Source organism: Sphingobium cupriresistens, from assembly GCF_004152865.1.
Taxonomy (GTDB): domain Bacteria; phylum Pseudomonadota; class Alphaproteobacteria; order Sphingomonadales; family Sphingomonadaceae; genus Sphingobium; species Sphingobium cupriresistens.
Genome location: NZ_SEOO01000017.1, coordinates 43,212 through 64,519 on the forward strand (window position 1 = coordinate 43,212; position 21,308 = coordinate 64,519).

26 protein-coding genes, 1 tRNA gene and 1 pseudogene are annotated in these 21,308 nt (G+C 66.3%); 12 read left to right on the forward strand and 16 right to left on the reverse strand.

All coding sequences use genetic code 11. The features are described 5' to 3' along the window. Positions 1-2 precede the first annotated feature (2 nt). From EWH12_RS11655 to EWH12_RS11705, 11 genes are all read right to left on the reverse strand, one after another. Entirely contained in the window at positions 3-1,763 is a 1,761-nt protein-coding gene (locus tag EWH12_RS11655) for a relaxase/mobilization nuclease domain-containing protein (protein ID WP_129926688.1), read from the reverse strand. A gap of 238 nt (positions 1,764-2,001) precedes the next feature. Next, positions 2,002-2,784 (reverse strand): lytic transglycosylase domain-containing protein, encoded by a 783-nt coding sequence (locus tag EWH12_RS11660; RefSeq protein WP_422917730.1) that lies wholly within the window; start codon positions 2,782-2,784, stop codon positions 2,002-2,004. A 133-nt stretch (positions 2,785-2,917) separates the two neighbouring features. Then, positions 2,918-3,253, reverse strand: coding sequence for a DUF736 domain-containing protein (locus tag EWH12_RS11665; RefSeq protein ID WP_129926690.1), 336 nt, complete (start codon positions 3,251-3,253; stop codon positions 2,918-2,920). Between the two features lie 36 nt (positions 3,254-3,289). After that, the gene (locus EWH12_RS11670; RefSeq protein ID WP_129926691.1) at positions 3,290-3,835 is read right to left on the reverse strand and encodes a S26 family signal peptidase; all 546 of its coding nucleotides are present in this window, start codon (positions 3,833-3,835) and stop codon (positions 3,290-3,292) included. After that, positions 3,832-4,338 (reverse strand): DUF2840 domain-containing protein, encoded by a 507-nt coding sequence (locus EWH12_RS11675; RefSeq protein WP_129926692.1) that lies wholly within the window; start codon positions 4,336-4,338, stop codon positions 3,832-3,834. Before EWH12_RS11675 ends, EWH12_RS11670 begins: the two co-directional genes overlap by 4 nt. Continuing rightward, complete coding sequence (locus tag EWH12_RS11680; protein WP_015459426.1) at positions 4,335-4,601, reverse strand: helix-turn-helix transcriptional regulator; 267 nt, start codon at positions 4,599-4,601, stop codon at positions 4,335-4,337. The genes EWH12_RS11675 and EWH12_RS11680 overlap by 4 nt, the downstream gene beginning before the upstream one ends. 128 nt (positions 4,602-4,729) lie before the next feature. Then, positions 4,730-5,335, reverse strand: coding sequence for a DUF2285 domain-containing protein (locus tag EWH12_RS11685; protein WP_242496031.1), 606 nt, complete (start codon positions 5,333-5,335; stop codon positions 4,730-4,732). Continuing rightward, complete coding sequence (locus EWH12_RS22660) at positions 5,292-5,513, reverse strand: transcriptional regulator domain-containing protein (protein ID WP_129926693.1); 222 nt, start codon at positions 5,511-5,513, stop codon at positions 5,292-5,294. The genes EWH12_RS11685 and EWH12_RS22660 overlap by 44 nt, the downstream gene beginning before the upstream one ends. Positions 5,514-5,648: 135 nt before the next feature. Further along, entirely contained in the window at positions 5,649-5,921 is a 273-nt protein-coding gene (locus tag EWH12_RS11695) for a DNA -binding domain-containing protein (RefSeq protein ID WP_129926694.1), read from the reverse strand. A 229-nt stretch (positions 5,922-6,150) separates the two neighbouring features. Beyond that, positions 6,151-6,393 carry a hypothetical protein gene (locus tag EWH12_RS11700; RefSeq protein ID WP_129926695.1) on the reverse strand — a complete coding sequence of 81 codons (243 nt, stop codon included), beginning with the start codon at positions 6,391-6,393 and terminating at the stop codon, positions 6,151-6,153. Between the two features lie 47 nt (positions 6,394-6,440). Next, entirely contained in the window at positions 6,441-7,283 is an 843-nt protein-coding gene (locus tag EWH12_RS11705; RefSeq protein WP_129926696.1) for a DUF932 domain-containing protein, read from the reverse strand. A gap of 276 nt (positions 7,284-7,559) precedes the next feature. Between EWH12_RS11705 and EWH12_RS11710 the strand changes: the two genes are divergently transcribed. Next, complete coding sequence (locus EWH12_RS11710) at positions 7,560-7,889, forward strand: hypothetical protein (RefSeq protein WP_129926697.1); 330 nt, start codon at positions 7,560-7,562, stop codon at positions 7,887-7,889. A 58-nt stretch (positions 7,890-7,947) separates the two neighbouring features. On the opposite strand, the gene EWH12_RS11715 is transcribed toward EWH12_RS11710, so the two are convergent. The 4 genes from EWH12_RS11715 to EWH12_RS22985 all read right to left on the reverse strand — a co-directional run bounded on the left by EWH12_RS11715 (position 7,948) and on the right by EWH12_RS22985 (position 11,991). Then, entirely contained in the window at positions 7,948-8,247 is a 300-nt protein-coding gene (locus EWH12_RS11715; RefSeq protein ID WP_129926698.1) for a DUF736 domain-containing protein, read from the reverse strand. 360 nt (positions 8,248-8,607) lie between these two features. Next, positions 8,608-8,952, reverse strand: coding sequence for a hypothetical protein (locus EWH12_RS11720; RefSeq protein ID WP_129926699.1), 345 nt, complete (start codon positions 8,950-8,952; stop codon positions 8,608-8,610). 136 nt (positions 8,953-9,088) lie between these two features. Then, on the reverse strand, positions 9,089-11,122 hold the full coding sequence (locus EWH12_RS11725; RefSeq protein WP_129926700.1) for a ParB/RepB/Spo0J family partition protein: 2,034 nt from the start codon (positions 11,120-11,122) through the stop codon (positions 9,089-9,091). Between the two features lie 383 nt (positions 11,123-11,505). Next, positions 11,506-11,991 (reverse strand): hypothetical protein, encoded by a 486-nt coding sequence (locus tag EWH12_RS22985; RefSeq protein WP_422917731.1) that lies wholly within the window; start codon positions 11,989-11,991, stop codon positions 11,506-11,508. A gap of 36 nt (positions 11,992-12,027) precedes the next feature. Here EWH12_RS22985 and EWH12_RS11735 point away from each other — a divergent pair, with 36 nt between their 5' ends. From EWH12_RS11735 to EWH12_RS22665, 4 genes and pseudogenes are all read left to right on the forward strand, one after another. Continuing rightward, positions 12,028-12,276: a FitA-like ribbon-helix-helix domain-containing protein gene (locus EWH12_RS11735; RefSeq protein WP_207212396.1), complete on the forward strand. Its 249-nt coding sequence runs from the start codon at positions 12,028-12,030 to the stop codon at positions 12,274-12,276. Then, positions 12,273-12,695, forward strand: a complete 423-nt coding sequence (locus EWH12_RS11740) for a type II toxin-antitoxin system VapC family toxin (RefSeq protein ID WP_129926703.1) — start codon at positions 12,273-12,275, stop codon at positions 12,693-12,695. Before EWH12_RS11735 ends, EWH12_RS11740 begins: the two co-directional genes overlap by 4 nt. A gap of 145 nt (positions 12,696-12,840) precedes the next feature. Further along, on the forward strand, positions 12,841-13,032 hold the full coding sequence (locus EWH12_RS11745) for a hypothetical protein (protein ID WP_242496032.1): 192 nt from the start codon (positions 12,841-12,843) through the stop codon (positions 13,030-13,032). A gap of 15 nt (positions 13,033-13,047) precedes the next feature. Further along, positions 13,048-14,073, forward strand: a pseudogene (locus EWH12_RS22665) (recombinase family protein); the annotation flags it as partial. A 573-nt stretch (positions 14,074-14,646) separates the two neighbouring features. Here the strand turns inward: EWH12_RS22665 and EWH12_RS11755 are convergent. Then, positions 14,647-14,737 (reverse strand) — tRNA-Ser (locus tag EWH12_RS11755). A gap of 105 nt (positions 14,738-14,842) precedes the next feature. Here EWH12_RS11755 and EWH12_RS11760 point away from each other — a divergent pair. From EWH12_RS11760 to EWH12_RS11790, 7 genes are all read left to right on the forward strand, one after another. After that, positions 14,843-15,745, forward strand: coding sequence for a peptidylprolyl isomerase (locus tag EWH12_RS11760; protein WP_066604861.1), 903 nt, complete (start codon positions 14,843-14,845; stop codon positions 15,743-15,745). A gap of 88 nt (positions 15,746-15,833) precedes the next feature. Then, positions 15,834-16,949, forward strand: coding sequence for an alanine dehydrogenase (gene ald, locus EWH12_RS11765; RefSeq protein ID WP_129926705.1), 1,116 nt, complete (start codon positions 15,834-15,836; stop codon positions 16,947-16,949). Positions 16,950-17,193: 244 nt separating this feature from the next. Next, positions 17,194-18,024 (forward strand): sulfite exporter TauE/SafE family protein, encoded by an 831-nt coding sequence (locus EWH12_RS11770; protein ID WP_066599901.1) that lies wholly within the window; start codon positions 17,194-17,196, stop codon positions 18,022-18,024. A gap of 98 nt (positions 18,025-18,122) precedes the next feature. Next, positions 18,123-18,842 (forward strand): response regulator transcription factor, encoded by a 720-nt coding sequence (locus EWH12_RS11775; RefSeq protein ID WP_066604864.1) that lies wholly within the window; start codon positions 18,123-18,125, stop codon positions 18,840-18,842. Continuing rightward, positions 18,835-20,187 (forward strand): sensor histidine kinase, encoded by a 1,353-nt coding sequence (locus EWH12_RS11780; RefSeq protein ID WP_129926706.1) that lies wholly within the window; start codon positions 18,835-18,837, stop codon positions 20,185-20,187. Before EWH12_RS11775 ends, EWH12_RS11780 begins: the two co-directional genes overlap by 8 nt. Next, the gene (locus EWH12_RS11785; protein ID WP_066599906.1) at positions 20,180-20,740 is read left to right on the forward strand and encodes a hypothetical protein; all 561 of its coding nucleotides are present in this window, start codon (positions 20,180-20,182) and stop codon (positions 20,738-20,740) included. Before EWH12_RS11780 ends, EWH12_RS11785 begins: the two co-directional genes overlap by 8 nt. Positions 20,741-20,910: 170 nt before the next feature. Next, positions 20,911-21,276: a hypothetical protein gene (locus EWH12_RS11790; RefSeq protein ID WP_129926707.1), complete on the forward strand. Its 366-nt coding sequence runs from the start codon at positions 20,911-20,913 to the stop codon at positions 21,274-21,276. Positions 21,277-21,308 lie beyond the last annotated feature (32 nt).

Below are 21,308 nucleotides of genomic sequence, written 5' to 3' on the forward strand. Positions count from 1 at the left end.
ATTCAGATGCCGAGGCCGCGCTTGCGGCCGAGCGTCCAGTCGATGCCGCCGCCGGCGCGGACGACGCCGGACACCTGACGGCCGAGTTGCTGTTCGAGGGTGCTGGCCCAGGGCACGAGCCGGAAGCCGAGGCCGTCGTCAATCATGGCGAAGCGGCCGGATGCGAGCGCAAGACGCTGGCGCACGATGCCGGCGATCTTCTCGCCGGACGCGGCGGGGCGGTAGGCAAGGCGGGTCTCGCTCGCGATCTTCGCGCCAACCGCGTCCAGCTCGCGCTTGCGCAACATGTCGAGCATTCCGCGCTCGAACACCGTCCGCTCGCCGAAGCGGCGGGCCAGCCCTTCCTTGACGAGATGGTCGGTGCGCTCATCCATCGCGCGCCGCACCTCGGCGCCGAACCCGCCGTCCGCGACGCCGGCGCCACGCTCGATCAACCGATGGTCGAGCCAGGTCGCGCCAGGCGCTTTCACCTGTGCGGCAAGGTCGAGGTCCGATCGCGTGGCGAGAATAAGGGTCGGCTTCTCCTCGCCGGCCCGTTCGATCGCGCGCAGCTCGACGATGCCGCCGAGCTTGGGGCTGTGCTCCAGCGCCTCGATGCCGGGCAGCCGGACATGGTGGGTGCGGCCATCGGTGCCGTCGATCACAGCATAGGCGGTGCCGGTCAGCTCGTCGTGCAAGCCCTTGTCGATCAGCCGGCCGGCGATCGGCTTCTCGGGCGCGCCGCTGACCACGGCGTAGCTGTCGAGTGGCCGATCCTGCCCGCGGTCTCTTAGCGCCGCGCCGATCGTGCGGATGATGTCGCCGCGCGTGCCCAGCTCGCGCAGCTTCGCCGCCGCCCCTTCCGCCACCGCCCACTGACCGGCATCCCCTTCGGCTGCGAGCCCCATCGTCTCCAGATGCTGCAAGCGGCCGATCATCAAGCGGCGGAGCCGTGGATCGTCGGGGCCTGGCCGCTCGGGGCGCAGGTCGAGCACGCCCAGCTCGTCGGCGGAGCGCTGGATCTCGGTATCGAGCCGGGTCCAGCGTTCCGCCGTCACCTCGCGGTCGAGCGCGCGCTGCACCTCATGCTCGGGCTTCGGGCCAAGCTCGGCGAAGGCCAGGTCTTGCGCCCGCGAGCGAAGATTGTGGCTGATGTAGTCGCGGGAGATGACGAGATCGGCGCCTTGTTCGGTAACGCCGCGCACGAGTAGATGGACGTGCGGATTGTCGGTGTTCCAGTGATCGACCGCGACCCAATCGAGCCGCGTCCCCAGGTCCGCCTCCATCTGGCGCATGAGGTCGCGCGTGTATTCGCGCAGGTCGGTCAGCTCGGCGGCGTCTTCGGGCGACACGATCACCCTGAAATGGTGCCGGTCATCCTTGCAGCGCTCGGTGAAACCGCGATCGTCCGCGTTGTCGCCGGCCGCGTCGAACATGCGCGTCGGCGAACCGTCGCGGGTGACGCCTTCGCGCTTCAAATACGCGACGTGCGCGGACAGCGGCGCCGAGCGCCGGCCGCCCCGGCTGCGGGTGGTCACGGGCAGCATCTTGACCATGACGCGGCGGCCCGAGCCGAACAGGCGGCTGCGGGCGAACGCGGTGCGACCCCGCCCGAAGGTCGATTGCGCGCCCCGGCGCGCGCCGCTGGCGCCGCCGCGCCGGCCGCCGCTATGGATCGCGGCCACCCGCAACACCTCGGCGACCAGGCTGCGGGCATTGCGGCCCTGCGCCTTGCTGCGCTTCGCCTTGCCCGGCCGGACGCCAAACTCGCTGTCCTCGCTCACGGCCGGGCTGCCTTCGGCCGAGAATGGCCTATGGTGCCATTGGAGGCGTTGATTTCGCTGGCATTTCTCTTCCGCGCGGCACGCGCGCCGACCGACGCCCCCGCGTGAAGCCACGGAAAAGTCACGGCTTTTCGGCTGAACGGGGCGCTGCTTATATCTTGCCCTCGTCTGTCCCTGCCGTTTCCCTCCTCCCCTGTGCCCTTAATGCTTCCGACCGACGAGGGTGACGACAGGCCGATCATTGGGGTCGGCCCGCGCGGGCGCGGGACACGAACAGCGTGTCGCGCGCCTCATTGGCGGACGGATCGGCCGCGCGAACGTCGTCCGATGTCGGCTGGTCGGTCGGTAGCTCGGACGCGGCTTCTTCGCCGTCAGTCTGCCCGGCGACAGCGCCCGGAGCGACGCTGGCGGTGCGGACAAACAACGCGGCGCGACGCCAGGCGAACGGATCAGGCGGCACGCTTACCGCCACCTCCACAGCGCCCGGTCCGCCAGTGATTGGCGCAAGCTGGGCGAGATAGCCGACCGTCTCAGCGGGCAGCGGACGGCCGCGCGACACATAGTCGTCGTAGCGCCCCGGTCCCGCATTATAGGCCGCCAGCATTGCACTGGCGTTGCCGTAGCGGTCGTGCATCTCGCGCAGATAGGCCGCGCCCGCCATGATGTTGTCGCGCACGCCGAACGGATCGGGGCCGAGACCGTAGCGAGCGCGCAGTCCCGACCAGGTGGCGGGCATGATCTGCATCAAGCCCATCGCCCCGGCGCGCGACACGGCGCGGGAATTGCCGCCGCTCTCGACGCGCATCACTGCCCAAATCCACGCTTCGGGGATGCCGAACCGGCGCGCGGCGTCGGCGACATGAACGGCATAAGGATGGACGGCCGCCGATCGCGCGGCCGGCAGTTCCTGCGCCATCGCCGGGGCAGACACAGCGCCGCCGGACAGCAGGACGACGGCAACCACGACCGCCGATCCGACTCCGCTCCGCCGCCAGCCTGCCAGCGTGCTCGCTGCGGTCAAGGGTGCGCGCGAAGCGCCGGCCTTCGGCCGTCCTTGACCTTCGCTGCGCGCCCCGGCCGGCCTGCGCCCGAGCGGGACGAAGGGATGAGACGGCTTTCCCGCGAACAATGGGATGATGATCGGCCCCACGGGATCAGTCCTGCTCGCGCGACTTCGGCTGGCGGTTCCAGCGCAGCGACCAGGCCGACTTGTCGGGAGTGCTCTGGAACAGTGCGGCGCGGATCGGCTGTGCGAACGCGGGATCGTCGATGCGCAGCGAGACGTAATCCCCGGCGCGCTCGCCGCTTTCATTCCAGCCAGCGCCGATCTCCGGCCCTTCGTCGCCGTCGCCGCGATGAACACGCCAGTCGGGCGCCTTGTCAGCGTCGCTCGGATCGGCCGGAACGATCGAGATACGGATGTCGAGCGTCGCCGTCTCGATGATGCCTTCGTAGCCTTTGGGGGTGCGGAAGAAGCTGCCGATCTGCATGATGATCTCCTTTGGGTTGGCAGGCGGTGAAGCGGGTCAGCGCCAGACGAGCGGCGCGGTCGGGGAGTCGCGGGTGAGGATCGGGACAGCGCGGCCGAGCACGGTCGAGGCCGGCAGCGGCCCGAAATAGCGACCGTCCATGCTGTCGGCGTGGTCGGGGTTGAGCATCATCAGCTCGCCGGCGCGCAGCGTGCGGCAGCCTTGCCAGACCGGCAGCGGGCGGCCCCGGCCGTCACGCTGCCGGGCGACGACGACGGGCCGCCCGTCGATGCTCACTACCGCGTTGATGCGGCACACGATCTGCCCCGGTCGCGCCGCAACATGCTTCAACAGCGGCACGCGCTCGCCGAGATAGCCGCGCTCCGCCAGCCAGCGCGCGAGTGCTGGTGGCGGCGTCACAGCGACGAGTGCGCCGAGCGGCGGATCGCCCGACGGCTCTACCCGATAAAGCCCGATCGGCGCGCTCGCGCTGGCGTTCCATACGACGCGCGGCAGCGGATCGAGCACCGCAATCGCGGCAAACGACGCGCCGAACAGCGTTGCGGCGGTGACCGTCGCAATGGCCCATTTGCGGCGGCTCATCGCTCAATCTCCCGGCGCTTGAGCCAGGCGCGATGACGCTCCATCGTGTAGGGGCGCGGCTGATGTCCGGCGGCGATGCGATTGGCGACGTGCCGCCAATGATCAGGCGCAGCGTCACACGGATCGACGCCCACGGCCTCCGTCGCGTCGATCGCGGCAAGCACCTGACTGACCTTCGGCCAGCCTTCGATCTTGAGCAGGATGTCGCCGCCAGGCCGGACGAACGGCAGCGTCGTGAACGGCTCGCCGACGCTGATCGCGCGCACGATGTCGATGCGCGAGCTGACCGTGCCGTAGTCGTTCGCCGCCCAGCGGACGAACGCGAAGATGGCGTTGGGGCGGAAGCGGACGATACGGCGGCGGCGATCGACGATCTCGTCCACCGCGACCCGGCCGAACCTGATCCAGTGCTCGATCCGCTTCTCGATCCACGTCAGCTCGACGCGGGTCATCCCGTCGTCGGACGGCTGGCGATGGCGCATGGGTGACGGCGCGACGGTCATCGCCGGCTCCGGGCAATGGCCGAATCCGCGCGCGGCATGAGGTCGTCCTGCCCCGGATCGGAGGTCGAATGCTTGATGCCGATGTCGGCCCAAGCGCGCAGGTCATCGACCGAATAGACCACCCGGCCACCGATCCGGCGGTAGGCCGGGCCGGTCCCGAAATAGCGATGCTTCTCCAGGGTTCGGCCCGAGAGGCCGAGAAAGCGCGCGGCTTCCGGCGTGCGCAGGAAGCGGGGCGGCAGGTTGGTAGGCGTATCGGACAAGTGACGGCTCCTGCGGGCGGTGGCGGCAGGAGGCGTAATTGTCAGAAGGAAGGCGGCCGGGTGGGGTATGAAGATGTGCGGCTGCACGGATGCGACCACCCTCCACAGGGATCGCCCAGGACGCCGGATCAGCGAATGCGGAGCAGTTTTCGGTAGTCGCCGTTCATCATGGCGATGCCGTCGCGGACCAGCCGCACGACGAATGAGCGTGACGCTGACATTTTCCAGTCGCTCGCCGACAGCCGGGCGGCGTCGTCGCGGCCCAGGGCGGTCGCAATCTCGCGGTAAGTCGCGCCCTCGTCGCGCAAGTCGAGCGCGCGGAGCATCAGGTCGAGCCGCGCCAGCCGATAGGCGGTCAGCGGCCAGCCTCGCGGCAGCGGCCCTGCCGCTCGACCGAGCAGCCGGCGGTGGAAGCGCAACAGGCTGGCGATGCGCGTGATGAAATCCTTATCGAGCGGAATGACGGCAGCGAGCGGAAGGCCGGGCTGCGGGTCGCGCAGCCAAAGCCGATGCTCGCCGGCTGCGTCGGCGACGACGACATGGCGTCCTTCGATTCCAGCCTGATCGGCGAGCAACGCGCCGAGCGCGCGCAGATCGACAGGAGCAGCAGTCCCGAATCCGTCGGGCGCGGCGTCAAGAATGACTGTGACGGCGGTCAGCTCCGGGCGCCAGACGACCGGATTTGAGAGGTCATCCGGCGCCGTGGCGAAAGGACAACCCCCATCGCCGCGCAAAGGCCGTCTCGGCGGCTTTCTGCGCGACGGCGCCGTCCGCGATGCTCTGCTGCATCTGCGTATGTTCGGCGCGATAAGTGCGGTTTCGGCGTAGAAACTCGGCGGCTAAAGCGGCGCGCCCGAGGGCGTCGGGCAATCCGCCGGCGCGCCGCTGGCGACGCCCTGGCGGCGTCGGCATTGCATCCTCCCAACCGCGCTTGGCACGGATTTCAGGAGCGCAACATCTTCCGGTTGTCGTAGTAAGAATAGCGCAAAGACCGCGCACAACCGTGCGGCGAGGGCAGTGAGAATGCTTCCAAATTGGAGTTAAATCTTAACGGTTTAGCCGATGTTGGCAGGCAAGCAGGTGCGCGTATCCGATCTCTGTCATCCAACGCGCGCGGGCAAGATGGGTCGCGTGCATCGTCTGGGCGCGATCAGGTTCCGCCGCTACGTCAATGTTGAAGATGGCGGCGGCAGCGTCACGCCAATCGGCGCCATCCTCCTCGGCATCGAGCAATCGCAGGTAGGCCGCGAGATGGCATTCGTCGTAGCTGGTGAGCTGCGAACAATCAGGCGCGCAATCATCGAATCTATCTGCGTCCATGCTGCACCCGAATAGTCGCAGGCGTTAACCAATACGATCCTCGCGGACCAATTTCGATCCGCCGATTGGACATAGTTGCAAGCAGAATCCGCACCGGCCGACCAATCTCATGCGAGCTGCTGGTTTGCGGTGCGCCCCCGCAAACAGCTCCTAGACCCGTAGTCGGGGAGTTGGAAAACCGCGTTTAGTCGGTTCCTATGACCTTTAGCCCGGAAGCCTGTTGTATACGTCACAGGCTCCCCGACCATGTGGTCAAGGATGGCGGCACCGTCACGGCCGGCGCCGAACCGCTAAACGTGGGGTTTCCACACCCCAGGCCGCCGCGTAGCGGCCCGGTGTCGTCATAGAATAATGTGTAGTATTTGACCACCACCTCGCGCGAGCCGGGCGTCAGCCCGGCGAGCGCGCTTGCGGCCGCGCGGACCTTGGGACGCGCGGCCGCCCGCCGATCCGGCGCGGCGGATCGGCGCAAAATCGGCGAAGCCGCAGGGCCGAACCTTCGGCCCTGCGGTGAAATGGTCAGGCTGCTTTGAGGCGCTGCATCCCTTCCGCCAGCGTCCAAAGCGCGCGGTTGAGCGTCACGTTCTGGTCAATGCCGTTTATGGCACGGGTCTGGCTGCGGCGGATGCGGCCCTCGGCGTTACGCTTACGGCCCTGCAACCCGCCGCGCACGACATTCTCCTGAATGACGTTGAACGTGGTCCACAGGCTGCGGTCCACATCCTCGCGGCGGCGCGGCTCGATGATCTGCTCGGGGCGAACCGGGCTTTCATCGTCGCCATAGCGGGCGACAAGGCTGACCTCGCCAAGCAAGCGCTGCTCGTCCGGCGAAAGCTGGATCGCCTTCATCGACTCGCTGGCGTCGATCAGCCGAGGGAAGTCCTCGGCAACGGTGAACACGCCCTCGATAATGTCATGCTCAATATTGCCTTTGTGCGGCACGCGGACCTCCTCAAACCGCTCGCCCGCAATCATGCTGTTGGTGCAAACGAAGCGCAGCATCCCGGCGAACATCTGATAGGCGCTCGTCCCGTCATGGCTGTTGACGATGATGACTTCGGCCGCCTCCGGTTTGCCGATGCCGTCGTCACGGCGAAGGCGCAGCATATGCTTGGCGTGGCCGTGGCGGCTGCCGTCGCGAGGCGCCGACTGGACCGCGAAGAACGGCGACCATCCTTCCCGGCGTAGCCCCTCCACGATGTCGATTGTCGGGACATAGACGTAGCGATCCGAACGGCTGTCGTGCGCCTCGCGCGCGAAGATCGACGGGACGTGGCGATACAGCGCCTCGTTATCGAGCGGCTCCCGGCCGCTGATTTGGTGGGCGTTGCGGCCGAACCGGGTGGCAAGCTGATAGTGCATTTTGGCCTCCTTGGGCTTGGGTTTCCGCGCAGCGGAGCGCCGCGCTGAAACCCTGCCCGTCGGCGAGACCGGGGGTGCAAACGGAAAGCGGCTTCGCGGGGAACCGGCTGCACTGAGCGCAGCGAGGGAAGCTGGGCGGAAGCCGCTTGAAGTGCGCGGGGGGCAGAGCCCCAAGCACCGAACAGATGGGGTGCCGGGCCTATCGGCCCGTCAGTTCACCGCAACGCTCTTGCGATCTGTTCCTGTTTTGATCCAAACAGACCGTGAGGAGTTGATATGAGCATTACGATCACGGGACAGCCTGGCCAGCGTATCGCGGTGGCGGGCGACATAACCACCACGCTGCGCGTTCCCTATCATGAGGTCGAGGAGCGGTTCCTGCTCGCGGCGAGCGATGGGTCGCTGATCGAAGGGCGGCTAGAAGCCGAGGACGATCGCTTCGATTTCCGGGTTGCCGTGGACGGTGCGGGGATCTCGCGCGTGGGATCGGTCGAGCTGACGCTGGATTGGGCAGTCGAGTGGCTGACGATCGCACCCTATGATGCGGGCGTGGTAATGGAGCGTGCCGTCGCCCCGCTTCCGCTGTTCGAGCGACTGGACAGTTGAACCGGGTCTTCTGCGAACAGGAAACGCCCCGCTCCGAAGAGCGGGGCGTTGTCGGCGGTCAGCGCGACCAGATAAGGGCGTATTCGCCGGCGGTGTCGGTCTCGCTCAGGGTGGCGTAGATCGGAGCCGGGAAGGTCGGATCGTCGATCTTGACCGAGATGTAGTCGCGCTTCTCGCGGCTGGTCTTCTGCCATCCGGCGCCGCATTCGACGGAGCCGACCGTGAGCCTGTGGTCGGGGGCTTTCTCGCTCTCCTTATCGACCGGGCGGAGGACCGCCTTCGCCTTCAGGGTCAGGGTGGTGATGGTGCCGTTAAAGTTGCCGTTATCGGCCTTGGTGAAGGTGCCGATGGTCGCCATGTCGAAGTTCCTTTGCACTTTCGGGCCACGACCGCCGCGGCCTCGATGGCGATCGAAGTCCGGGGACGATCGGACGCGCACCGCTTGCGGCCCGAGCGCAGCGGAGGACGGCGACGGGCGGCTTTTTTTGCTTCGCGATGCAAAGCCGAAGGCGGCGGAAAAAAGTTGACCGGCGCTGTTGCGCCAGGTCGGGCGAGGCGAAGCCGGTCCCCGGTTAGATCAAGCCAATCGGGAGGCCGCGCGGTCATGGCTGGATGCGTGGGATAGCCGATGGCGACTGCCTCTGAGCCATGCCGATGACCGTGCGGGACCACAAAACCGACCAACTGGCCACGCAGGCAATGCCTGCCGCCGTCGCAGTTAACCGGAGAGAGCGCCCCAGGCCCTGACGAACGCCGCAGCGTGCTCGTTGACGAAGGCGTCGAGGTCGAGCGGCCGCACGCGCCCCCCGCCCAGCTCGTGCTGGTGAAGAAACGACAACAGCACCGGCGACACCAACGCTACCGCTGGTCCGCACGGATCGACATCGCGCATCTCGCCGGTCTGGATGTGCGCCCGCAGACGCGCCTCGACCGCCGAAAGGGTCTGTTCGAGCGACGACGTAGCGAATGCCGGCCCAGCGATTCTTGGCGCACGCTTTCGGTCAGGCCCGACCGCGAACATCGTCATCACACCGAAGCGCAGCCCGGCCGCCAGATGCGCCATTCTGAAACCGCGAGCGGGGGCTTGGCCCCGCGAGCGTCCGTTTCAATCCACGACGATCGGCCGCGCGCCTAAAGGCGCGCAGCCGATTTATGTCAGCGTGGGGAAACCGGGGCGGCTCGCGCCGCCCCGATCCCGGTCACTCGGCAGCGACAGCGTAGGTATCCTCCGGCACTTCCTCGGCCTCGCCGAACGGCTCCGCCGCCTCAACCTCGGCCTGCTCCGCCTCCGGCTGCACCGTCCGCAGCACGGCGGGAAGCCAGCCGCTACCGGCTAGAAGCTGCTCGGCGGTCTGCGCCATGTCCGGCTTCTTCATGTCGGCGATACGGCGGGCGGCGTCCTCCGACACGCCTTCGGTAACGGCCTCCACGATATGCGCCTTGGTGACGCGGCCAAGGTAACTGTCAGCGGTCGGCGTCCAGTCCTTCGCGACGTCCAGCGCCAGCGCGCTCGCCAGCCTATCCGCCGTTTGCAGCGACCGGGGCTTACGGTCCCACGGCAGCCGCAGGGCGTTGACGGTGCGGGCCGCGCAATGCGCCAGCAACGCTGTCCGCCGCTCATCGTCCAGCCCAACGATGAAGCCCCACAGGTCCGCCACGTCACGCGGCATCCGCTCGGCCCAAGCCTCGCGCGCCTCGTTCGCCTTCGCAGCCAGCGGGGTATCTTCGATCCCGTCCGCATGGCTGCCAAGCGGCGTCACGGTCGGACGAACCTCAAGGCAACCGGCCTCGGCATAGCTGTAGAACAACTGCGCCGTGAGCGTGTGGGTCAAGGCGATCAGCGCCAAATCCGGCCGCTCGCCAAGTGCCACGCGCAAGGCCAGCGTCCGATAAGCGGACAGGTCGCGGGTGAGGCTGTCGGAAATCGGCTTGCCCGGTTCCTCGTCCTCTTCCTCGATCTCCTGCACGTCCTCGTCGCCATCCTCGGGCTGCTCGTCCTCCACGGCCTCCGAATCGATGGCTTCGCCTTCGGGCTGCGGGTCAGCTAGCGCCTCGTCTTCGGCTCGGACGAAACCCCGCTCGATCCTGACCGTGCCGTCATGGTGGAGCACGACGAACGCGCCGCCATGCGCGATCACGCTGGCGTCGTAGGCCGAACGCTTGGCCGAAATGGCGTCGATCTCGTCGGACACCGCCTCCAGCTTCGTCGCCACGTCCTCGGGCATCTCGTCATAGGACGAATAGCCTTCGGCAAGCTCGTCATGCTCGGTGGACAGCGCATCCAGCCGCGCCTCGTCCTCGTCGGACAGGGCGATCTGCTGCGGATAGAAGCGCCGCATCCCGTGGGCGTGGGGGTAGTCGATATGCGCCTCGGTCCATTTCCAGCCCTTGGCCTGCACCTGCTCGGCAACCTCCCGCAGCTTCTCGGCGGCGAGCATATCGAGCAAGCCCGCATCCTCGAAGAACCCGCCCCGGTCCTCGCTGAACAGGTCGCGGATGATGTTGCCGCCCGCTTCGACATAGGCGTCGGCTCCGACGAACACCGCGCGCCGGTCCGTCGCCGGGACGTTAGCAGCGGTCATGTCGCGCCGGATGATCCACGGCTCGCGGTTATGATGCAGCCCCTCGAACACCTGCTCCTGACGGGCATGGTCCTCGGTGATAGCGAAGGCCATCAATTGGTCCAGCGTAAGACCGTCCTCCCGATAGACCTGCAACAGCTTCGGGCTGACCGCACCCAAGCGAAGCCGCTGCTTCACCACGCCAGCCGACACGCCGAACCGCGCGCCGATCTCCTGCGCACCCCAACCCTTGTCGTTGGAAAGTTCCGCGAACCGCTCGAATTGGTCGGCGGGGTGCATCGGAGTGCGAGTCACGTTCTCGTCCAGACTGATCTCGGCGGGGTCGTTCGCCGTGTCCAGCCAGCAGCGGACATGCTCGGACTTCTTGATCTGCTTACGCTTGGCGCGCAGCAGCATCGCCAGCCTGCGGCCTTCGCCAGCGGTGACGAGGTAATAGCCGGTCGGCGTCCCGTCCTCCTTGGCCTCTGGCTCGATAACAAGGTTCTGGATCAGCCCCTTGTGCTGGATCGACGCGGCCAGCGCTTCGATAGCGGCCTCCCCATGCGGCACCTTGCGGGCATTGCGCGGGGACTTCTTGAGCTTGGCGAGTGGCACGAAAATCTCGACGCCCGACACAGGCTCGGCGGCTGCGGTTTCGGTAACAGCGTTCATCACACTTCTCCTTCAAAACCACACACACCCCGGAATGGGGTGGGCGGCGAAAGAGCGACCGGCAGGCCCGCCGGCGGAGCCGGGCAGCATCCGCAGGACCGGAACGCAGAGGAGGTAAGCGCGCCTCGCGCGCGTTGCGGCCCGGCGCGGCGGGCCTAGAGGGAAGCGACGCCCACCCCATCTCGGGAGTGCAACGACCAACGATACGATCGGGCCGGCGTAGCCCTGGCCCGATCTCCGCAGCATTGGAAAAGCTGAAATCCGCCGAGGCGGATCTATCAGTTGGCGCGAATGCGACGGCGGGGCGTTGCGGGGTGTCCCCGCAGAGGGGGTAGCGGGAGACACAGGCTCCCGCTCAGGGGGAAACATCCCCCCTCCAAATGTCAGCCTAAGATTTCAGGCCCGAACATCAGCATTCCATCGAAAGGGCGCACATCTCGTAGATTCCGTCCATCATCAGGCGTGAAGCTCACATGCGGTATGTATGCGCGAAAATCCCACACCCCACCTGATTGCCGATGAGCAAGGTGGCGAGCAACCAAAGCGGGCGACGGAATACATAGCGTAATCAGTCCTCCCATGCGTTCAACCCGCCGGGATGAACCCGATTCGATCTGGAGAGCGTCCGGGTCGAGCGCTAATAGGCTATGCGGAGAGAATATAACCGTCACATGCCAAAAAGACGGGCGTAGATCGCGAAACCCTTCGTCGCGCGCCCAAGCTGCCAACGCAGGCGCGTTGTCCAGCGCCCGGATCACCGCTCTGCCCGGCGGTCCTGATGATGTTGTCAGCAATGCTCCCGCCAGCGTCACACTCACTGACTGTAAATAGTAGCCTCGCCATCGCGACCTTGCAATTCTTGGCGTCATCGACTAACATGCAGTCATTGACTTATGGAGGCCAGTATGGCGGTCATGACGATCCGGAACATCGACGATACGATCAAGAAGCGCTTGCGCGTGCGCGCGGCGGTCAACGGCCGCTCGATGGAGGATGAGGCGCGGGACATCCTTCGCTCGGCGCTCTCGACGGACGATCCGCGACCGCGCAATCTGGCGCATGCCATCCATGAGCGCTTCGGTGTGCTGGGCGGCGTCGATCTCCCCGACGTGCCTCGCGAAGCGATCCGGCACACGGTGGACTTCGGCGAATGATCGTCCTCGATACCAATGTCATCTCCGAACTGATGCGGAGTGAGTCCGATGCTGCGGTGATGGCGTGGATCGCCGAGCAACCGATGGCGGGCGTGTTCACGACGACGCTGACCCAGGCGGAAATCTTCTACGGCCTGGCGCTTCTGCCCGAAGGTCGCCGCCGGGATGCGCTAACGGAAGCTGCGCGGCCGATGTTCGATGTCGATCTCGCCGGGCGTGTGCTGCCGTTCGATACGGACGCAGCTAATGCCTATCCTGACATTGCAGCCGGGCGGCGGAAAAGTGGCAAGCCGATCAGCCAGATCGACGCGCAGATTGCGGCGATCGTGCGCTCGCGGGGCGCGCGACTGGCGACTCGCAATGTCGCCGACTTCGCGGACTGCGCCATCACTGTCGTGAACCCGTGGGGCGAGACATGAACCGCGCCGCCCTCCGCCCCTATCTGCGCTACGCTGCGTCGGAAGCTTTGCACCAGCGCAGGCCGGGCGGCACCGTGTCGGCATGGCCACGTTTCGTAAGCCGCGCCGCCGAACGCCGCGCCGTCCCGCATATTGTCCGGACGATTTGCTTGATTACGCCCGATCGCTGGACGGCGCGCCTCGGTCTTGTGCCGGTCGGTCGCCTAAAGACGATCTTTCGACCTGGACCGTTACCGACGACTGGCCCGAGCGCGTGCCGGTCACGAGCGTCGAAGTGGACGTGTTCGAGGCATGGTTCGGCGACATCTTCGACGAGCTGTTCGGGCCATGCGAATGATGTGAGGAAGCTGCCATGACCGTGCCGCTGCGCGCCGCCCTCTATCTGCGCGTCTCAACCGCGCGGCAGGCCGAGCATGACGTTTCGATCCCGGATCAGCGCAAGCAGGGCGAAGCCTATTGCATCGCGCGCGGCTATGAACTTACCGAGACGTTTGTTGAACCGGGTAACACGGCCACGAATGATCGCCGTCCCGAATTTCAGCGGATGATCGAAGCTGGCACGAGTAAGCCTTCGCCATTCGACGTGGTGGTCGTCCACAGCTTCTCGCGCTTCTTTCGCGACGCTTTCGAGATGGAATATTATTACCGGAAGCTCGGTAAGAATGGCGTTCGCCTCGTCTCCATCACGCAGGAGCTTGGTGACGATCCGATGCACGACATGATGCGGCGGATCATGGCCCTTTTCGATGAGTATCAGTCCAAGGAAAATGCCAAGCACGTCCTGCGCGCGCTTAAGGAAAATGCCCGACAGGGATTCTGGAATGGCTCGCTGCCGCCGATAGGCTATCGCATTGTCGCGGCCGAGCAACGCGGGGCCAAGGTCAAGAAGAAGCTGGAGATCGACCCACTTCACGCCGACACGGTGCGGCTGGCATTCAAGCTGGCGCTGGAAGGCGACGGCACGTCCGGCCCGATGGGTGTGAAGACGATCACCAAGCATCTCAACGAGCGCCGCATCTTCACCCGCGATGGCGGGCGCTGGGGCATCGGCACGGTGCATCGCATGCTGACCCGCCCGACTTACGCGGGCCGGCATGAGTTCAATAAGCGCGGCAAGAGCAAGGAGTTGAAGCCGGCCGAGGAAGTGATCGCGGTCGAGGTTCCGGCGATCATAGACCAGGCGATGTTCGATGCGGTGCAAGCGCATTTGAAGGCGCGTAGCCCGAAGGTCGCGCATCCGCAGGTCGTTGGTGGCCCGACGCTGCTGACGGGGCTGATCCACTGCGGCAAATGCGGCGGCGCGATGACGATCCGCACCGGCAAGGGCGGGCGCTATCGTTATTATACCTGCTCGATGAAGGCGCGGCAGGGCGCGACGGCCTGCGAGGGCATGACCGTCGCGATGGATCGGCTGGACGATCTTGTCGCCAATCATCTGGCCGAACGGTTGCTCGATCCCGATCGACTGGAGGAGGTGCTGTCAGAAGTTCTGGATCGGCGACAGGAACGATCCGAGCGACGCCGGGAGCACATCGCCGAGTTGAACAAGCGCGCTGCGGAGACTGAGCTTCGTTTGAAGCGGCTCTACGATGCGATCGAAAGCGGCGTCGCCGATCTCGATGACCCGGCGCTCAAGGATCGCATCGACGGATTGAAGGCGACCCGCGATCAGGCGCGAGCGGACGCCGAGCGCGCCTCGGCGCTGCTCTTAAGCTCGGCGCAACAGGCGATCACGCCGACGATGCTGCGCGACTTCGCCTCTACCGCGCGGCGACGTATCCGGCTGGAGGGCGGCGGCTACCGACGCGACCATCTGCGCGCGCTCGCGCAGCGGGTGGAAGTCGATCGCGAGGAAGTCCGCATCATGGGCTCAAAGAGCAACCTGTTGCGGGTGCTCGCCGCTAATGGCGTAACCTCGGCGGCGGGCGGAGTGCCCACCGTTGTTCCGAAGTGGCGGAGCGGCAGGGATTCGAACCCTGGATACGCTTTTGGCGTATACTCACTTTCCAGGCGAGCGCCTTCGACCACTCGGCCACCGCTCCGCATTGCACTGGAAGTGCGGCTCCCTATCGTGCGATGTGCGGCTAGGCAAGGGCTATGGGCAGGGGATGCTTTACTTTATCCCGCGGTCGCTGTTTGATCGCGGCATGAACCGCCTTCTCGCGCTCGCGCTGTCCGCCGCTGTCCTTCCCGCCTGCCTCGCTGCCCAGGCTCTCGCCACCGATCCGCCCGCTACGCCCGCCGACGTAGTGGCGCAGGCGCCGGCGGGCGCGTGGCGGCCGATACCAGCGGACGAACTGCTGGTGATGACCATAGAGGGCGGCAAGCGCGTAGTCATCCAGCTCGCGCCCGGCTTTTCGCCACGCCATGTCGCCAATATCGCGACGCTGGCGAAGGCGCATTGGTGGGACGGCGCCAGCATCAACCGGGTGCAGGATAATTATGTCGTGCAATGGGGCGATGCGACCGAGAAGAAGCCGATGCCGCCAGGCCTGTCCGCCACCAGCCCGGACGATTATGCGCTGCCGCTGGCGACGCGGCGGCTTGCGGTCACGCCCTTGCCCTATGCCGATCCCTATGCCTCCTCGACCGGCTTCGTGGGCGGCTGGCCGGTGGCGATGGACGGAACGTCGGCCTGGCTGCCCCATTGCTATGGCTATGTCGGCGTCGGCCGGAACCTATCGCCGGACGCGGGAACGGGCGCGGAACTCTATGCCGTGATCGGCCAGGCGCCGCGCCAGCTCGATCGCAACATCGCAGTCGTGGGCCGCGTGATCGAAGGCATGGCGCATCTGTCCAGCCTGCCGCGCGGATCGGGCGAACTGGGCTTCTATACGCCGACCGAACATCAGGCGCCGATCCTGACCGTCCGTCTCGCCAGCGAACTGCCGGCCGCCGAGCGCCCGCGCTTCGAGGCGATGGACACGCTGTCGCCCAGCTTCGCCAATTATTTGCGCCTGCGCGCCAACCGAAAGGATGATTTCTATGATCGCCCCGCTGGCGGCGTCGACCTGTGCAATGCGCCGGTGCCGGTCAGGGCCGCGCCCTAACATCGGGGGAACCTTCGTCATCCCGCCTGCGCTATGATGGCGGCAGAGCGGCGCGACGGCAACGCGCCCCCTTTTTTGGAGAGGCACGATGATCGTCGGCACCGTCAAGGAAATTAAGAACCATGAATATCGCGTCGGCCTGACGCCCGAAAGCGTGCATGAACTGACCGCGCACGGCCATCGCGTACTGGTGGAAAGCGGCGCGGGCGAGGGTATCGGCGCGAGCGACGCGCTGTACGAGACAGCGGGGGCGGAGATCGTCGCGGCGGCCGTCGACGTCTTCGCTACCGCCGAAATGATCGTGAAGGTGAAGGAGCCGCAGCCGCAGGAACGCGCCCTGCTGCGGCCGGGCCAGATCCTCTATACCTATCTCCACCTTGCGCCCGACCCGGAGCAGACCCACGACCTGATCGCGTCGGGCGCAACCTGCATCGCCTATGAAACCGTGACCGACGTCCATGGCGGCCTGCCGTTGCTCAAGCCGATGAGCCAGGTCGCCGGTCGCATGGCGATCCAGGCGGGGGCGACCGCGCTGGAAAAGGCGCATGGCGGGCGCGGGGTGCTGCTGGGCGGGGTGCCCGGCGTGCTGCCGGCCAAGGTCGCGGTGATCGGTGGCGGCGTGGTCGGCTTCAACGCGGCGCAGATGGCGGCGGGCCTCGGCGCCGACGTCACTATCCTGGATCGCAGTCCGGAGGTGCTGGAAAAGCTCGGCATGTATTTCGAGGCGCGGGCCAAGACCCGCTTTTCCAACCGCGCGAACCTGGCCGAATGCGTGGCCGACGCGGATCTGGTGATCGGCGCCGTGCTGATCCCCGGCGCCGCCGCGCCCAAGCTGGTCAGCGCCGCGATGCTGAAAACCATGAAGAAGGGCGCGGTGCTGGTCGATGTCGCGATCGATCAGGGCGGCTGTTTCGAAACCAGCCACGCCACCACCCATGCCGACCCCACCTATATCGTCGATGGCGTCGTCCATTATTGCGTCGCCAACATGCCCGGCGCGGTGGCGCGGACCAGCACCTATGCGCTCAACAATGTGACGCTGCCCCACGCGCTGCGCATCGCCGAACTGGGGTGGCGGGACGCATTGCGCGACGACCCCCACCTGCGCGCGGGCCTCAACATCTGGGATGGAAAGGTGACTTATCAGGCCGTCGCACAGGATCTGGGCCTGCGCTATACGCCCGCGGAGGAGGCGTTGGCCTGATGATACCATGTCCTTTTGTTTCCCCATCGTCTTGCACTTTAGGCCATGGCCTTGCGGGTTCCCGCACCTCGTTCGTCTAGCGGGACAGGGGGACATGACCACATGCCCCCCATGCAGCTTGATTTCGCCGAAGAGAGGCATGGTTTAACGTCATGGTCGATTTCCCCAATTTCGCCGCCTTGATCCGCAGAGGCGAACGCAGCAACATGCGCGCTCGTCGTAATGGGCAGGAGGGCGCGCTATAATGCAGGGCGATGTCATGACCTGGCTCATTCCGCTCGTCGCGATGCTGGCCGCCGGCCTGCTCGCGGGCTTCGCCGCGGGCATTTTCGGCATTGGCGGCGGCTTCGTCGTGGTGCCGGCCCTGCTCGTCGTCCTTCCACTGCTCGGCGGCACGCATGACGCCATCGCCCATGTCGCGATCGGCACGTCGGCGGCGACCATCATCGTCACCTCCATCCGTTCGCTGTTGGCCCATTCCAAGCGCGGCGCGGTGGAGTTCGAAGTGCTCAAGACCTGGGCGCCCTGGATTGTCCTGGGCTGCGGCGCGGGCGTGATGCTCGCCAGCCATGTCGATGGCCGCACGCTCAAGATGATCTTCGGCGGCGGCGTGATCCTGATGTCGCTGAACTTCCTGCTGCCCAAGGTCAGCGGCAAGGTCGTCAGCGACACCATGCCGTCGGGCATATTGCGCATGGGCATCGCCGGCGGGCTCGGCACATTTTCCTCGCTGCTGGGCATTGGCGGCGGCACCATCGCCATCATGGTGATGACGCTGTGCGGCCGCACCATCCACCGGGCGATTGCGACGGCGTCGGGCATCGGCACGCTGATCGCCATCCCGACAACCATCGGTTTCGCGATCATCGGTCTGAAGGAAGGCGGCCTGCCCTGGGGTTCGCTGGGTTACATCAACATCCCCGCCACGTTGGCAATCGCCTCCATGTCGATGCTGACCGCGCCGCTCGGCGTGGCCGCCGCCCACAGCCTGCCCGCCGGCCCGCTCAAAAAGATCTTCGGCGCCTATCTGCTCGTGATCGGCTGCCTCATGCTGCGCGCCGGGCTCAAAATATAAACGCCAAAGCCGGGGCTTTGCGCGAAAGGCCGCCAGTGATGGGCTAACAGCCTTTGTCACTGGCGGCCTTTCGCGTTATCTGCGAGCCGGGGGACATGATGGCGCAGGCAGACGCGATTTCGATATTGCTGGTGGAAGATGACGAGGCCGCGCGCGCCAACATCGCCACGATCCTGACCGATGCAGGCATGGTGGTGGAACAGGCGATCGACGGCGCCACCGGCCTTAACCGCGCGGGCGGCGGCAGCCACGACGTCATCATCCTCGACCGGATGCTGCCCCATTTGTCGGGCATTGACATCGTCACCCGGCTGCGGGTGGCGGGCGTTGGCGCGCCGGTGTTGATGCTGTCGGCGCTCGGCCGCAGCGAACATCGGGTCGAGGGTCTGGAAAGCGGCGTCGATGATTATCTGGCCAAGCCGTTCGAACCCGACGAACTGGTCGCCCGCGTTCGCGCGCTGTGGCGCCGGGCCAGCCGGCGCAGCCATGAGCCGGTGCTGCTGTTTGGCGACCTGGAATGCCATGTGAAGGCGCGCACGGCCTTTCGCCAGGGCAAGCATCTGCCGCTCTCGCCCAAGGAATTCGAACTGTTCCGCTATCTGATGGAACATGCCGGCGAAGTGGTGACGCGCGAAATGCTGCTGCGCCAGGTATGGAAATTGAGCTTCGATCCTCAGACCAATGTCGTGGACGTCAATGTCGGACGCCTGCGCCGCAAGCTGGAGGACGGGTTCGACGGTCCTGTGCTGGAAACGGTGTGGGGCACCGGCTATCGGCTGATCGCCGCGGCGGGGCCGACAGGGGCGGGAAGTGCCTAGACCCGGCCTGTTCCGTTCGGTTTTCGGGCGGGTCACGCTGTCGGCGCTTTTGGTCAGTCTTCTGTCAACCTTGGCGCTGTTTCTGGTGGTGCAAAAGATCGTCGACGATGACGGTCGGGCGATGCTGGCGCGAGAGGTCGACACCGACCTGGCGGGCCTCGCCGATATCTATGTCAGCAGCGACGAGGCGGAACTCAGGGCGCGGATCGCCGATCGTCTCGCCATGAACCGTGAGGATGGCGAACGTAGCTGGTATCTGCTGACCGATGGGGCCGGCCGCCGCCTGGCCGGCAATCTCGATCGCTGGCCGGCCATCGCATCGGAAGTGTCGGAGGCGCGTTATGTCGTCCTGCCCGACGGTGACCGCATGTTCGCGCGGGCGACCCAGCTCGGCGCCGGCGCTCGCCTGCTGGTAGGGCGCAGCAATTATCGCGGCCAGGCGCTGCTCGCGCGGCTCGCAATGGCGTTCGCCATCGCCGGGGCGGGCATCGCGCTGCTCAGTCTGGCCGCCGGCCATTTCGCCGCCCGTCGCCTGCGAGCGCGAGTGGAGGTGGTGAACGCCGCCTTTGCCGCCGTCCGCGCCGGGCGTATCGCCGCCCGCGCGCCGGGACCGGGCAATAATGACGAACTGGCCGAACTGGCCGCCAATACCAACGCCATGCTCGACCAGGTCGAACGGCTGGTCGAGGCGCAGCGCGCCGTGTCGGACCAGACCGCGCATGAGATTCGCACCCCGCTGATGCATCTCGACACCCGCATCCTCAAGGCGATGGAGGGGACGCAGGACGAGGCGCTACTGCGCACGCTGGATCAGTCGCGCGCCGAAATCCGCGGCGTCGTGCGCCTGCTCGATTCGCTGCTCGACATTGCCGGCACCCAGGCGATGCGCGGCGATCTGCGCGGCCTGGCCGAAGTCGACTTGAGCGACATCGCCGAAAGCCTGGCCGATCTCTACGGCGCCAGTGCTGAAGATCTGGGCATCGGTTTCCATGCGCGGATCGCGCCGGGCGTGCGGGCGCGCGCCGACCCGATGCAGATGACGCGGCTCATGTCCAACCTGCTCGACAACGCCTTCAAATATGTGCCCAGTGGCGGCTCGATCGTGTTGGAACTGGCTCCCGGTCCGCATATTGTGGTGCAGGATGACGGCCCCGGCATCCCGCCCGCCGACCGGGAACGGGTGTTTGAACGCTATGTCCGGCTTGACGGCGCGCGGGGCGGGGGGCATGGCCTTGGCCTTTCGCTCGCCAGGGCGATCGCAGAGCGGCACGAATTGTCGCTGCATGTGGAGGAGGCCGCGCCCGGTGCGCGGTTCGTGCTCCAGCCGGAGGACCGCGATGATTAGGCTGCTCTTGTCGGGATTGCTGCTTGTCGCCGGGCCGGCCGCGCCGGCGGCCGACATGCTGCCCGCCGATCCGGTGTTGCGGACGCTTATGGAAGGTGAGGTCGCGCAGGGCGATGGCGATCACGCCGCATTGCTCGACACGGCGCAAATCCTCAAGGCGCTCGGCGCGACCCCGGCCGAAGGGCAGGATGATCTCGCGGCGCTATGGACGCAGGAGGCGCAGGATCATGGCGTCACCCGCTCGGCGCTTGGTTTTCGCGGCCGCGCGCTGGGGCCGGCCTATCGGCGCGGATCGCTCGGCGCGGGGGACAGCGTGACCGTGCGGCAGCTATTCTTCGCCGGCCAGCGCGCCCAGATTTCGGTCGCCCCGGCCCGCGGCGCGGCCAATCTGTCGATGCGGGTGCAGGGCGCGGATGGAAATACGCTCTGCGCCAAGCCAATTGGGGGCGTTCAGGTGGACTGCGCCTGGCTGCCGCTCTTTACCGATCGCTATGACATCGTGATCGAAAATGGCGGGTCTGTACCGGCCGCCTTCTATCTGGTGGTGCGATAATCGATTAACTATCTGTTTTCAAAGCAATAAGTAGAAATGGCCGGACGTTTGCGCAACGATCCGTCGCCCCTTTTTCTCGCTTCGTCCATTCTGCACATTCGTTCAGGCGAAAAAGACCTGGGTCGGCGCGTTGTGCAGTGCATGGTTCGATCAAAAGAGGAGAAGAACCCATGATGTATGCGAAGCTTCTCGCCGCCACCGCTCTGCTGGCTATGGCGCCAGCCGCCGTCCAGGCGCAGGAAGGCCCGGTCAGCTATGAAGAACAATTGGCCCAGGTCGAAACCCAATTGGTCTATCAGGGGCCGATTGCTGGCGTCGAAAATGATTATTGGTTCAACTATCAGACCGATTTGGCCGAAGCGCGCAAGGAACTCACCGGCGATTTGCGCGGTTCGTCCGATGCGGAGGATAATCGCGACGCCTGGGAGGAATTTCGCGCCGAACTGGCCGATGCCCGCGGCGATTATGCCAAGGAAATGGCCGAAAAAGGCTATCCTGTCGGCGAGGTCCGCGTGCTGACCGACAATGGTCGCTGAAATCTGTTGCGGGGCGGGCGGCGCCTGCCCCC